At 39.4% G+C, this 11,816-nt stretch carries 13 protein-coding genes, 5 tRNA genes and 2 riboswitches; of the genes, 16 read left to right on the top strand and 2 right to left on the bottom strand.

The window, feature by feature from the left end:
* Positions 1–46: 46 nt before the first annotated feature.
* The 6 genes from EEJ45_RS14840 (at position 47) to EEJ45_RS14815 (ending at position 1,799) form a co-directional block, all read left to right on the top strand.
* Positions 47–119: transfer RNA gene (locus EEJ45_RS14840), tRNA-Thr, on the top strand.
* Positions 120–125: 6 nt separating this feature from the next.
* A tRNA-Trp gene (locus EEJ45_RS14835) sits at positions 126–199 on the top strand.
* A gap of 6 nt (positions 200–205) precedes the next feature.
* Positions 206–279: transfer RNA gene (locus EEJ45_RS14830), tRNA-Ile, on the top strand.
* A gap of 9 nt (positions 280–288) precedes the next feature.
* Positions 289–363 (top strand) — tRNA-Asn (locus EEJ45_RS14825).
* Between the two features lie 4 nt (positions 364–367).
* A tRNA-Glu gene (locus EEJ45_RS14820) sits at positions 368–439 on the top strand.
* A gap of 238 nt (positions 440–677) precedes the next feature.
* On the top strand, positions 678–1,799 hold the full coding sequence (locus EEJ45_RS14815; protein WP_124565585.1) for a DUF3965 domain-containing protein: 1,122 nt from the start codon (positions 678–680) through the stop codon (positions 1,797–1,799).
* 36 nt (positions 1,800–1,835) lie between these two features.
* Here the strand turns inward: EEJ45_RS14815 and EEJ45_RS14810 are convergent, their stop codons facing one another.
* Both EEJ45_RS14810 and EEJ45_RS14805 read right to left on the bottom strand, forming a co-directional pair.
* Positions 1,836–2,171 (bottom strand): hypothetical protein, encoded by a 336-nt coding sequence (locus tag EEJ45_RS14810; protein WP_124565584.1) that lies wholly within the window; start codon positions 2,169–2,171, stop codon positions 1,836–1,838.
* Between the two features lie 18 nt (positions 2,172–2,189).
* On the bottom strand, positions 2,190–3,323 hold the full coding sequence (locus EEJ45_RS14805) for an SH3 domain-containing protein (protein WP_124565583.1): 1,134 nt from the start codon (positions 3,321–3,323) through the stop codon (positions 2,190–2,192).
* A gap of 358 nt (positions 3,324–3,681) precedes the next feature.
* Positions 3,682–3,789, top strand: a riboswitch (TPP riboswitch).
* A 50-nt stretch (positions 3,790–3,839) separates the two neighbouring features.
* Positions 3,840–3,941, top strand: a riboswitch (TPP riboswitch).
* 61 nt (positions 3,942–4,002) lie between these two features.
* On the opposite strand from EEJ45_RS14805, the gene tenA reads away from it, so the two are divergent.
* The 10 genes from tenA (at position 4,003) to EEJ45_RS14755 (ending at position 11,752) form a co-directional block, all read left to right on the top strand.
* Complete coding sequence (gene tenA, locus EEJ45_RS14800; protein ID WP_124565582.1) at positions 4,003–4,689, top strand: thiaminase II; 687 nt, start codon at positions 4,003–4,005, stop codon at positions 4,687–4,689.
* Positions 4,646–5,401 carry an ABC transporter ATP-binding protein gene (locus EEJ45_RS14795; RefSeq protein WP_380018310.1) on the top strand — a complete coding sequence of 252 codons (756 nt, stop codon included), beginning with the start codon at positions 4,646–4,648 and terminating at the stop codon, positions 5,399–5,401. Before tenA ends, EEJ45_RS14795 begins: the two co-directional genes overlap by 44 nt.
* Entirely contained in the window at positions 5,398–6,141 is a 744-nt protein-coding gene (locus EEJ45_RS14790; RefSeq protein WP_124565580.1) for an ABC transporter permease, read from the top strand. Before EEJ45_RS14795 ends, EEJ45_RS14790 begins: the two co-directional genes overlap by 4 nt.
* A gap of 17 nt (positions 6,142–6,158) precedes the next feature.
* Entirely contained in the window at positions 6,159–7,118 is a 960-nt protein-coding gene (locus EEJ45_RS14785; protein ID WP_124565591.1) for an ABC transporter substrate-binding protein, read from the top strand.
* Positions 7,119–7,121: 3 nt separating this feature from the next.
* Positions 7,122–7,730: a thiazole tautomerase TenI gene (gene tenI / locus EEJ45_RS14780; protein WP_124565579.1), complete on the top strand. Its 609-nt coding sequence runs from the start codon at positions 7,122–7,124 to the stop codon at positions 7,728–7,730.
* Entirely contained in the window at positions 7,727–8,812 is a 1,086-nt protein-coding gene (gene thiO, locus EEJ45_RS14775; protein ID WP_124565578.1) for a glycine oxidase ThiO, read from the top strand. Before tenI ends, thiO begins: the two co-directional genes overlap by 4 nt.
* On the top strand, positions 8,803–9,006 hold the full coding sequence (gene thiS / locus EEJ45_RS14770; protein ID WP_124565577.1) for a sulfur carrier protein ThiS: 204 nt from the start codon (positions 8,803–8,805) through the stop codon (positions 9,004–9,006). The genes thiO and thiS overlap by 10 nt, the downstream gene beginning before the upstream one ends.
* Positions 9,007–9,008: 2 nt before the next feature.
* Positions 9,009–9,779 carry a thiazole synthase gene (locus EEJ45_RS14765; RefSeq protein WP_124565576.1) on the top strand — a complete coding sequence of 257 codons (771 nt, stop codon included), beginning with the start codon at positions 9,009–9,011 and terminating at the stop codon, positions 9,777–9,779.
* The gene (locus EEJ45_RS14760) at positions 9,772–10,776 is read left to right on the top strand and encodes a ThiF family adenylyltransferase (RefSeq protein ID WP_124565575.1); all 1,005 of its coding nucleotides are present in this window, start codon (positions 9,772–9,774) and stop codon (positions 10,774–10,776) included. Before EEJ45_RS14765 ends, EEJ45_RS14760 begins: the two co-directional genes overlap by 8 nt.
* Positions 10,777–10,897: 121 nt before the next feature.
* Positions 10,898–11,752, top strand: a complete 855-nt coding sequence (locus tag EEJ45_RS14755) for a patatin-like phospholipase family protein (RefSeq protein ID WP_124565574.1) — start codon at positions 10,898–10,900, stop codon at positions 11,750–11,752.
* Positions 11,753–11,816: the final 64 nt, after the last annotated feature.

Here is an 11,816-nt window from a genome sequence, read left to right as displayed (position 1 = left end):
CGTCCCGAGCCACTTTTAAAAATGATAAATAAATGTCTTTTCATATGCCGGCTTAGCTCAATTGGCAGAGCAACTGACTTGTAATCAGTAGGTTGGGGGTTCAAGTCCTCTAGCCGGCATCGATTAGGGGTATAGTTTAAAGGTAGAACAGAGGTCTCCAAAACCTCCGGTGTGGGTTCGATTCCTACTACCCCTGCCAAAATGTGGGCCTATAGCTCAGCTGGTTAGAGCGCACGCCTGATAAGCGTGAGGTCGATGGTTCGAGTCCATTTAGGCCCATTTATATATTCCGCAATAGCTCAGCGGTAGAGCAATCGGCTGTTAACCGATAGGTCGTAGGTTCGAATCCTACTTGCGGAGCCATTAAGGCCCGTTGGTCAAGTGGTTAAGACACCGCCCTTTCACGGCGGTAACACGGGTTCGAATCCCGTACGGGTCATACCAAAAGCCAGTGCATTCGCACTGGCTTTTTTTCGTATACTTTTTATTTCCAATCTATCTTGTGTAAAGGAAAAGTTCAAGTGATACGAGATGGGTGTACCGTATATTAAAGCAAATAGTTTACAAGACTTATATATGGCTCAGGGATACATTGTTATAAGCTGTTTTGTGCTATTTTTTATTGTTTATATATATTCAATATATAAAGCTGTTATAATATAATTAAGGGGGGACATATGTTGCCAAATCGGAGTTTGATTAATGAACAACTTGCTCAGCCACAAAATTTTACAGAGCTGCTTTCTCTGCTCATACCACAAGAAGTAGATGAAAATGGAGAGAAAAGTAAAGTTATATTATGGAAGAGAAAAGAATTTTATAAACAAAATCATATAAGGTCATTAATTTTACATGCACTTCAAATGATAGAACGGCTACCAAGGTTTCATAAAGATGAAATTCCAGTGATATTGCGTATTGTATGCTTGTACCAGGAAATTCAAGAATATGAAGCAGGTTATGAGCTAATGAAGAATCAAGGATTAGAACGCTTTGTATATACGGCATTAACTCATAGTTCATGGGATATTATAACAGAATTAACAGCTTGGAATTATATCGTTTTAAAATCAAAAACAGTAGGTTTACAAGATCAGGATTATGATATATGGGAGCGTATAAAATATAAGTTTAATAGTTGGAAAAACTATGAAAGTTTCTTTTCTAGTAAAGAGGTTATTACGTTTGTGTTGCTGTTTGTACCTAAAGAAAAGAGTGCATTAAATGAGCATATTATGGAAGCTGTGCCTATTTGCAATTCTTATATAGATTATATTATTCACTATGACCTCTTGTCTTTTTATGAGACACGTATCGAACAGTGGCAAAGGTGTGGTGTAGATAATAGAGCTGTTATTTGTCACCGTATTATTCTTGCACAACTATCAGATATCTTTTCAATAGCTAACTACGATTCCCCATTTGATTTTATAAGCGAATGTCGTGAACTTATGTTATATGCAGACTATGAATTTTTATGTAGTTATCATGATATAGTGGCTGCTTTTTTATCTTATATTCCTTTCTTTAACTTAATTCAAGTTCCAAGACAAGTTACATACTTTGAACAATTACTTAAAATTTGCAAGGCGGATGAGAAGAAAGAAGAATTTATGAGACGCTTTGTATTTTCACAGTTTGGTCATAACTTTCTTTCGTTTATAGCACCATTCATCAGAAATAAATGTTATGGAACTATTCATGATATGTTGTTCTATTGGTGCACAGAGGAAGAGCGCTTGCGGTTGGAAAAAATTTATAATTTACAAAAGTTGTATGAGATGTATGCGTGTGGTTAATCGTAAAATAAAAAATGCCGAATAATTCGGCATTTTTTATTTTATGTATATTTCTTCCTGATTGTTGTCAAAGGTGTTCTTATACTTAGAGGTAACTACAATAGTCATCCAAAAGAATAAAGGTAAGAAAGAAATAAGTTGTAACCCACTTCCATATATACTTGTAAATAGAAAAGCAAGAAAGAACATAATGTGGTAGCAGATTACGACAGATTTTTTTAATGTTTGATTTGCTAATTCGAGCAATATTTCACATAGAGCGAAAGCAATAAGTGTACCTAAAAACCACATATTAGCATGAAGAACAAATACACAGCAAAGTAACCCAAATAAAGCAAGTGCTTCTGTGATGATAATAAGACTTCGATTCATGATACTATCTCCTGAAAGTTATCGTTGTATGTAAGGTAGAGGATCAATGGCATTCGTTTTAGAAATGTTCCATTCTCCTTTATGTAATTCAAAATGAAGGTGTTGCCCGAATGAATTTCCGGTATTACCCATATAACCTAATATCTGACCGGATTTTACAGTGTCTCCTTCTTTTACAGATCGACTTTTTAAGTGCGCATATACGGTAGTATACAACTGCCCATTAATTGTATGCTTTACAAACACTACATTTCCGTAACTGGAAGAATAATAGGATCGACTTACTTTTCCATCGGCAGCGGCAAAAATTTGTACATTGCCTGAGGCTGCTAAATCTATGCCGTAATGCATGCTGCCCCAACGCATACCAAATTTAGAAGATATATAGCCTGCTGATGCCGGGAAGATAAAAGCACTTGTTTGTGTTGGTGAAGAACCGGCAGGTTGCACATAATCTTTTGACACAAATCCAACCGCGCTGCCATAATTAACTTTATACCAACCATTTACTTCTCCGACAACAGTAATTTTCTCACCTTTTCCTAATACGCTTTGAATCGTATAGGATGTTCCTGGGCCGGTGCGAACTCTTAGTCCTGAAACTGTTACATAGTAAGGTGAAGGAGTAATGGCTTTTACTTGTCCTGGGTCAGTAATCCCTTTTACTTCTGAACCTGATACCAAAGATAGAAACTCTTTTTTGACATAAGCTGTTTGTGTGTTGTACGAGATTTTATACCAACCATTTTCTTCTGATAAAACGTCTACTAATTTTCCGTTTATGAGAGAACCAATAATAGAAGCGCCAGTGCTGGGACCAGTGCGAACATTTAAAGAGGTTGCATTCACTACATATTGATTTGATTTTGAAGGAACAGCTGTATTTTGTAAAGTAATATAAGATTTATGTACGAAGCCGGTTCTGTTTTTATGAATAATTTGATACCAATCACCTTGCTCCCCTGTAATAGAAACAGAACTATTACGAGGTAGTGAAGCTAGGATGGTGGAGCTTGCTGAAGGTTGACTTCTGACGTTTAAAGACGTTGCCTGAACAGTTCCTGTTTTTGTGGTGCTTGCTTCAGCTGAATCCGCAATAAAAGGGATACTTGCTAATGCTACAGCTGAAAAAGCTATTGTTTTTGCATTCATTTTTCTCTGCCCCCTATGTAAGTTCGCATAAACTAAATCATGTATTATATATTATTAAAGTGTAAACTTTGAATATTTTGTTATATAAAAATATGATAACGTATTATTACGTTTTTTCAAGATAAATATGGTAATTTTAAAGAAAAATACAAAAAACAAAATTTTTTTTAAAGAAATTCTCTTAAAAAAGGGTTTTTATATCAAAAAATAAATATTTTTCTTTATAAATAACTATGTGTTCAAATGAATATACAAAGCTATTTTGCTGTAGAGCAGACAATATTATGAAATGTTATATAGAAAGTTTTTAGTTTTATTTGCACATCTCTATAAGCAGTGTTATACTGTTGTTAATTTCATAAGATGCTAGGGGAGCTGGTGATGCCGGCTGAGAGTCCGACCGTAAGTCGATGACCCTTGACCTGATCTGGATAATACCAGCGTAGGAAAGCGAAGGACTTATTATTACAAGCCCAACCTTTGTGCGCGAAGGTTGGGCTTTTCTTATGAATTTATATGTATCACTAGGGGTGCAATTTTGCTGAGAGAGGTATTATACCTTAACCCTTATGACCTGATCCGGATAATGCTGGCGAAGGGAAGTGGCTTACAACGATAACATCGTGTCTTTTTGCCGCTTGTATTAAGCGGCTTTTATTTGTATAGAGGAGGAATAGAGATGAGCTTTTGTAAACATGTATTTCAGCAAGCAGAGGAGATTTGGGAGCAAAGTCATAATCATCCGTTTGTCAGAGGAATCGGTGACGGTACATTGCCGATTGAAACATTTCAATATTATTTAGTGCAAGACTATTTGTATTTATTAGACTATGCCAAAGTGTATGCGTTAGGTGTTGTAAAGGCACATAATCCTCGTATAATGGAACAGTTTGCAAAGCAAATGGATGGTATTTTAAATGGCGAAATGAGTTTACATAAGCAGTATGCAAAACGTTTAGGCGTTTCTATAGAAGAGATGGAGCGAGCTAAGCCTTCAGCTATGAATCTCGCTTATACCAATTATATGTTGTCAGTTTCACAGAGCGGAACCTTAGCTGAGTTAACAGCTTCTCTGTTGCCGTGTATGTGGAGTTATTGGGAGATTGGTAAACGTTTGAATACCATTCCAGGTGCGGCTGATCATGTGTTCTACGGTGAATGGATCCGTAGTTATAGCTCTGTCGAATACGGTGAGATGTGCATGTGGATGATGGAATTGCTAGATAAGCTGGCTGAAGGAAAATCGGATACAGAATTGGCGCGCTTAGAAGAGATCTTTTTAAATACAAGTCGCTTTGAATATCTATTTTGGGATATGGCGTATCGTAAGGAGATGTGGGAGATTGAACGAAGTATTGGTGTTTAATCGTGTTTCCTTTTCATATGAGGAAGATAAGCTCATTTTACAAGATTGTAGCTTTACGGTGAAGAAGGGGGAATTTGTTAGTATTATTGGTCCAAGTGGCTGTGGGAAAAGTACAATTTTTCGTTTGTTAACAGGTCTTGAAAAGCAGTATAGAGGAGCAATTCAGTTAATGGAAAAGGTCGGTTATATGCCACAGCGGGATTTGTTATTTCCTTGGAGGACAGTAGCAGAAAATGCTTCTCTTGCTTTGGAATGTACAGGGGTCAAACCAAAAAAAGCTAAGGAAAATGCGCTTCGGTACTTAGAGCTGTTTGGACTTGCAGATTACTGTAATAAGTATCCAAAGAATTTATCAGGAGGCATGCGGCAACGGGTATCCTTTGTTAGAACCTTTTTAACAGGTGCACCAGTCCTATTACTTGATGAACCGTTCAGCGCCTTAGACGCGATTACTAAGATCAAAATGCAGGAGTGGTTGTATACACAGTGTGTTAATTGGAAGAAAACTATTTTATTTATCACGCATGACGTCGAAGAAGCCTTATTTTTATCGGACAGGATTATGGTTATGACAGAACGAGGAACAGGAATTGCGCATGAGTTTATTGTACCATTGCCGAGGCAAAGAATGCGTGAGGATTTACAAAGGACAGAGGTACTGAGACTTAAATATGAGATATTACAAATGCTTTATCAGAGGGTGGCACTATGAAACAATATCTGCCTTCCATATGGACTGTTCTCTTGCTGTGTATATGTTGGGAAATGGGGGCGCGTGTTGTTGATGCGATGTATATTCTTCCTTCGCCCTCTGCGATTGCTTTTAAAATATGGGAGTTACGAGATATATTGTTTCAGGTTCATTTAATAGCTACCTTCCAAGTTGTTGTAATTGGTTTGGCTATTTCTCTTGCTCTCGGTATACTTACCGCTTCTCTTATGGCCATGTATCCAGTTATAGAGCGTGTGTTTTATCCGCTTTTAATTGCTTCCCAGACAATACCGATTACTGCATTGGCGCCTTTATTTGTGCTGTGGTTCGGTTACTCTATTTGGAGCAAGGTTGTTGTGACAGTATTAATTGCGTTTTTCCCGGTTGCTGTCAATACGTACGATGGATTTCGTGCGGTACAAACAGAATGGAAAGAACTATTGACTACCTTTGGGGCATCCAAACGTCATCTGTTTATAAAGCTATATATCCCGACGGCGCTTCCTTATTTGTTTTCCGGATTGAAGGTAGCCGCTCCGCTTAGTGTCATTGGTGCGGCTATCGGAGAATGGCTCGGAGCGGAAGCAGGACTGGGTTATTTTAGTAAACGAATGATGACGCAGCTAGATGGAGCTGGTGTGTTTGCACCAATTGTCTTGTTATCTATATTGGCAATTGTCATGGTGGTATGTATTGCAATCATTGAAAAGAAATTTGTTAGATGGGGGAAACACTCGTGAGAAAATTTTTGTTATTGATGCTTGGGATCATTTTAATCTTTGTATCAGTTGGGTGTAGCACAGAGAAGAAAAAGCATGTAACTATTATGCTAGATTGGTATCCAAATGCGGTGCACAGCTACTTATACGCAGCAATAGAAAAGGGGTATTTTGCAAAGGAAAACATTGAGGTAGATATTAAATATCCTTCCAATCCTACAGACCCGCTTACATTAGCGGCAGCAGGCAAGGTAACAATTGGACTATATTATCAGCCTGATGTTGTCATTGCAAAAGCAAACGAGGGTATACCAATCACATCAATTGGTGCAGTTGTGCGCTCTCCTCTTAACCATATTGTTTCCTTAGAAAAAGCAGGTATTCGTTCACCAAAAGACCTTGAAGGAAAAACAGTAGGATATTCCGGAACCCCCCTTAGTGAAGCGTATTTAAGAACTATGGTGAAGGAAGATGGCGGTAATCCGGATAAAGTAAAGCTTGTTGATGTCGGGTTTGATTTAGTACCCGCTTTAATTACAAACAAAACGGATGCAGTCACAGGAGCTTATATTAATCATGAAGTACCTGTATTGCGGCATGAAGGGTATAAGCCAACTTATTTAAGCCCCGCTGAATATGGTGTTCCCAATTACTACGAACTGGTAATGGTAACGGGTGATAAGACATTAAAAAAGGATCGTAAATTAGTAGAAGCATTTTTACGTGGTGCAGAGCGTGGCTATCAATTTATGCGAGAGAATCCAAACGAGGCTTTGCAAATTCTTTTGAAAAACCAAGAGAAAGAGAATTTTCCTTTAATTAAAGAAGTAGAGCAAGAAAGCATGCATATCCTACTTGGAAAGATGGAGGCTGAAGGAGAGCCGTTTTTATCGCAAACAGCAGCATCATGGCAGCAACAAAATGAATGGTTAAAAGAAAAAGGCCTGGCCAAGAAAGTATTACCAGCTGAAACGTTTTTTGAAAATGTATTGAAATAGGTTATGAGTATGAGAGAACTACATGTTATTTCAAACGGAATGTCAATGGAAAGGCTAGTCAAACATGCTATGGAGATGCAAGCGTATATTGATTATTTACATATACGAGAGCGTGATAAAGATGCACGGACAATTTATCAAGGTGTGGAGGCACTAAAAAAAGCTGGCTTTCCTGTGTCCAAGATTGTTGTAAATGACAGGATAGATGTGGCTTTGTTAACAGGTGTTACGCGGGTGCAATTAGGTGAAACAGGTCTTCCTGTTCAGCAGATTAAGAAATCTTTTCCGTTCTTACACGTAGGTGCATCTGTTCATTCTCTTGACGGAGCAATCAAAGCTGTAGAGGCAGGAGCAGACTCTCTTATATATGGACACATTTTTCCTACAGCGTCTAAACCTGCTATACCGGCACGTGGCATGAAAGCATTGCAGAAGGTTGCAGAAGCGATATCCATTCCAGTTGTAGCGATTGGCGGTATTCAACCTGCTCACGTTCCCGATATTCTCCAGGCAGGTGCTTCTGGTGTCGCAGTTTTATCGGGAATCTTATCAAATGAAACCCCTGTGAAACGAGCAATTTCTTATCGAAAGATGGTGAAGAGGGAAACATGAATTACGATGTAATTATTATTGGCGGTGGAGTAATAGGTTGTTCTATTGCGCATTATTTATCAGAAAGAGGAGCAAGTGTTGCAGTCGTGGAAAGACATACATTGGGTGCAGAAGCTTCTGGTGCAGCTGCCGGTTTGCTCGGTGTGCAAGCAGAGTGGACTATGTATGATTCTTTATTTCAAGCGGCAAGAAAGAGCCGCAGTATGTTTCCTGCTTTATCTGTTAAGCTTCGTGACAAAACAGGTATTGATATTGGATATCAATCAAGTGGTATTTATCGTATTGCCTGCAACGAGGAGACAGCGCAGCAATTACGAGAATCTGTCTCATGGCAGCAAAACCTTGGAGAACAGGCTGTTATTATGACCGGAGAACAGCTTCGCGACAAAGAACCTGCAATATCTCCTTTTGTACATGAAGCGGTTTATTATCCGGAAGATGGTCATGTGATTGCGCATGAACTGACACGTGCCTTTGCCTATTCGGCAGCGGCTTCTGGTGCAACTATATATGAAGAAACAGAAGTGTTAGAAATTGAAAGGAGCGGAAATACAATAACAGGTGTAGTTACATCAAGAGGACGTATATCTTGTGCACAGGTTGTCGTTGCAGCTGGTTCATGGAGCACACCGTTTCTTCACATGCAACATGTTGGCACGTATCCCGTAAAAGGCGAAGTTTTATCTGTTACGTCCTATAAATCTATTTTAAGCGTGCCTATATTTGAAGAAGGCTTTTACATTGTTCCTAAGCGAGGCGGACGCTATATTATTGGGGCCACAGTAACAGAAGGTGTATACGACAAGACTGTAACAATGGGAAGCATCCAGTCTTTGATGCAAAAAGCAGTTGCCATTCTTCCTGCCTTACAAGAGGCGAAATGGGAGCGGGCTTGGGCTGGTCTTAGACCTCAATCAAAGGCAGGAGCACCTTATATGGGAAGGCATCCTGAGATAGAAGGTTTATATATGTGTACTGGTCATTATCGAAATGGGATTTTGTTAAGTCCATTGGCCGGTAGGTATATGGCTGATTTATTGGAAGGAAAGTCTGTACGTGAGGAGGGGTTTGTGTGTTATTGAAAATTAATGGGCAGAATGTAATGATACCTGAGCATATTCGTACGGTTGAGCAATTGCTTGAACATTTAAATATTGCTCATAAGTTGCTTGTTGTCGAGAGGAATAAAAGTATATTGTCAAAGAATTCTTATTTAGAAACTGTATTGTTTGATGGAGATCAAATTGAGATTGTTACATTTGTGGGAGGCGGTTGAAGATGTTAAAAATAGGAGAGTTTTCTTTTCAGTCCAGACTTTTATTAGGAACAGGGAAGTTTCATGATTACGATGTACAAAAGCAGGCTGTTGCAGTATCGGAAGCAGAGATTTTAACGTTTGCGGTAAGACGCATGAATATTTTTGAGGCACATCAGCCTGATCTATTAGATAAGCTTGATGTTACAAAGTATACATTACTTCCGAATACTGCCGGTGCCAAAACGGCGGAAGAAGCTGTACGAATTGCAAAACTGGCAAAAGCCTCAGGACTCTGTGATATGGTTAAGGTCGAGGTCATTGGCGATGATAAAACACTTCTGCCGGATCCTTTTGAAACATTTGAGGCATGTCGTATATTGTTAGCGGAAGGCTTTACGGTACTTCCATATATTTCTGATGATGTGGTGCTTGCTAAGCGTTTGGAGGAACTAGGGGTTCATGCAGTTATGCCAGCGGCAGCTCCTATCGGCTCAGGACGTGGTATAGTTAATCCGTTGAATCTACGCTTCATTATCGAGCAAGCAAAGGTTCCTGTTATTGTGGATGCCGGAATTGGTAGTCCGGCAGATGCGGCTTTTGCAATGGAACTTGGTGCAGATGGTGTATTGCTTAATACAGCAGTATCCGGTGCTAATGACCCAATCATGATGGCGCATGCAATGAAGCTTGCAGTAGAGGCGGGACGTATGGGATATGAAGCAGGTCGTATCCCGAAAAAGCGTTACGCTGCGGCAAGCAGTCCTCTTGAAGGGATGATTACCGGTGAATGATCGGTATGCAAGACAAGTTTCGTTTCAGTCAATTGGAAAAAACGGACAAAAAAAGTTAGCTGACAAACATGTTCTGATTATCGGGGCAGGTGCCCTCGGTAGTATGGGTGCTGAAATGCTAGCACGGGCAGGGGTAGGGTGTTTGACCATTGTGGATCGTGATTATGTGGATTGGAGCAATTTGCAAAGACAGCTGTTGTACGATGAGGAAGATGTCAAAAGACACATACCAAAAGCGATTGCAGCCAAGAACAGGTTGGAGAAAATCAATGGAGACATTCGTATTAAAGCATATGTAGAAGATGTTACACCATCGGTACTAGAGCGATTGTTATATAAGGTAGATGTTATATTAGATGCTACGGATAATTTTGAGACACGTTTTATTATCAATGACGCCGCCCAAAAGCATCGGATACCTTGGGTTTACGGTGCTTGCATCGGCAGTCAAGGTATTACATATACATTTTTGCCAAGAGAGACTCCTTGTTTAACTTGCTTACTAGAAACGGTGCCTCTTGGAATGGGGACATGTGATACGATAGGTGTCATTTCGCCGGCGGTAGCCATGACGGTTTCTTATCAAGTTGCAGAAGTATTGAAACTGTTAACAGACAACGAGGTACGACGTACAATCGTGTCCTTTGATGTATGGAAAAATGAGTATAGTGCAATTGATGTCAGCAAATTACGAAACGAAAATTGCCCCTCTTGCGGAGCAAAAGCACATTATCCATACTTGCATAAAACGTTGTCACAAACAGTTGTGCTATGTGGCAGAGATAGTGTCCAAATTCGCTTACAGCAAGAGTTGCCACTTGAAGAGTATAAGCAACTTCTAGAGCATCGTGTGGACGGGCTAGTTATAAATGATTATTTGCTTTCTTTCATGGCCGAAAGGAAAAAATGTACCGCCTTTCGAGATGGACGCGTATTTATACATGGAACAAAGAACATTGCTGAAGCGAAGAGTATGTATCATAGATATTTCAGTTAATCGGACAAATTACTTTCCTTTCCAGTTAAAGGATTGTTATACTATTCGTAGAACCATTACGATTGCGCCCAAGACAAGGTGCAGTCGTTTTTTCATTAGTTCATGAGGTGAAGGAGTTGGCATTATGGAACAGACAGGTCTAGTATTAGAAGGCGGTGGCATGCGCGGTGTATATACGGCGGGCGTATTAGAGTTTTTTATGGATAAAAATATCTATTTTCCTTATGTAATTGGTGTTTCAGCGGGCGCTTGTAATGCAGCCTCGTATTTAGCGAGGCAAAAAGAACGAAATCGCCGTGTAAATATTGGGTATATCGGACACCCTCAATATTTATCCTATAAAAATCTGTTCCGCAAAGGACAATTATTTGATATGGATTTCATTTTTAATGAAATTCCTACCAAACATGTGCCATTTGATTTTGAAGCGTACCGTACAGGCACTGAACGTTTTGTAATTGGAACAACAGACGTTATGACAGGAAAACCCGCTTATTTCGAAAAGGATGGAACAGAAGAGGAAATTATGCTGATGCTACGCGCATCGAGTTCCCTTCCCTTTATTGCGCCGATTGTAGAGTTGCGTGGAAGAAAGTTGCTTGATGGGGGTATTGCTGACCCAATTCCTATTCGCAAAGCGCAGGCAGACGGCAACACAAAGATTGTTCTAGTGCTAACAAGAAACGAAGGTTATCAAAAGCAAAGGTCCAAGTTTGGCTGGGTTGCGAAGCGTTCGTACAAACGCTATCCTGAGCTTGTACGCGCAATGCTTGAACGCTATCAAGTTTACAATGAAACACTCGCATATATTCATGAAGAAGAAAAGAAGGGGAATATCTTTATCATTCGTCCAACAGAGCCTCTTGAGGTTGATAGAATGGAAAAAGATGCAAAAAAACTAGCTGCACTGTATGACCAAGGCTATAAAGATGCGGATCGCTTATATGAAGATTTACTAGCTTTTCTTGAAAAATAAAGAGGCCGGGACATCACTGCATCATGTAACTCTAAAGCCGAAAGAATAGAAAATAACGAACACT

The organism is Ectobacillus antri, assembly GCF_003852715.1.
GTDB lineage: Bacteria > Bacillota > Bacilli > Bacillales > Bacillaceae_G > Ectobacillus > Ectobacillus antri.
The sequence above is the reverse complement of the archived record's forward strand: the minus strand, read 5'-3'. Positions and strand labels throughout refer to the sequence as shown.